Raw genomic sequence first — 1,030 nt, forward strand, 5'->3', positions numbered from 1 at the left:
AATGCGAATCAGGAGTTGAAGGCGAGCAGGAGCATCGCGGCGGCGAAGCGTCCGAACACATGCACCATCAGCCCCCGGGTCGACCGGACCTTCGAGGCGGCCTGAATGCCGGTTTTTTCTTCAATCCAACTGAAGAGCGACTCGATCGGCTGGCGGATGCGGCTGACGAGTTCTGAGTAGAGCCGATCGGCCGCCGAGAGGCGCGTTTGCCCCTTCGCTTTCTTGATCGGGGTGACGATCTCCAGGTTCTGCTCCTTGATCATCTGCGTGCGGAGCGTGCGGTTGACGTAGGCCTTGTCGCCGACCAACTCGCTACCGGAGACCACAGGCAGAGCCTCCCGAAGCACCGTTAGGTCATTGGCCGATCCCGGCGAGAGTCCAGCGAGTTCCGGAACCGGGAGCGTCCCCGGACGGCTGAATGCGACGACGTGCAGCTTCACGCCGTAGAAGTAGAGGTTTTTTGAGCTGCAGTAGCCCTTGTTCGCGATGTCCGGTGCGACTCGGGCCTGCGACGACCGTTTGGAACCGGCCATCACGATCGGGAACGAGTCCACAAGACGCATGGCGTTGCGGGCCTCGTTGCGGGCCTCGTTGCGAGCCTCGTTCGATGGGTTGATGTTCTTTATGACCTTTATGACTTCGCCGATGGCCGTCTCGCTGAGCGAGGCGAAGACATCGCTGATCCGGTTGAGCCGGTCGACATATCCGCTGTACGACGGGAGCTCTGGGAACCAGTCCGGAAAGTGATCTGCTGCGTAGGTGTGAATGTCCCGAATCGTTCGCCGCTTCTGCATGAGGCCAAACAGGTAGATGGTGAGCACTTCCTCGTCGGTAAACGTCGGCTGGTTGTTGTTGCTCTGCCGTTGGGCGAGAGCGTAGAGTTGAGATCCGAACCGGTCCTGTACGAACACAAAGACGCGAATGAGCGTAGATTGCCAGTCCATGTCACCAAGGGCTGTTTGTGAGAGCGGCGTTAAGCACCCTCCTCAAACAGCTTGCGGTGATGTGGGTCTCAACTCTGGATTGGCAT

General features: G+C 59.4%; 1 protein-coding gene. It reads right to left on the reverse strand.

The annotated features are described in order from the left end of the window. Positions 1–8 precede the first annotated feature (8 nt). On the reverse strand, positions 9–944 hold the full coding sequence (locus CRI93_RS14965; RefSeq protein ID WP_098063534.1) for a transposase: 936 nt from the start codon (positions 942–944) through the stop codon (positions 9–11). Between the last annotated feature and the right edge of the window lie 86 nt (positions 945–1,030).

It is taken from the genome of Longimonas halophila, from assembly GCF_002554705.1.
Taxonomy (GTDB): Bacteria; Bacteroidota; Rhodothermia; order Rhodothermales; family Salinibacteraceae; genus Longimonas; species Longimonas halophila.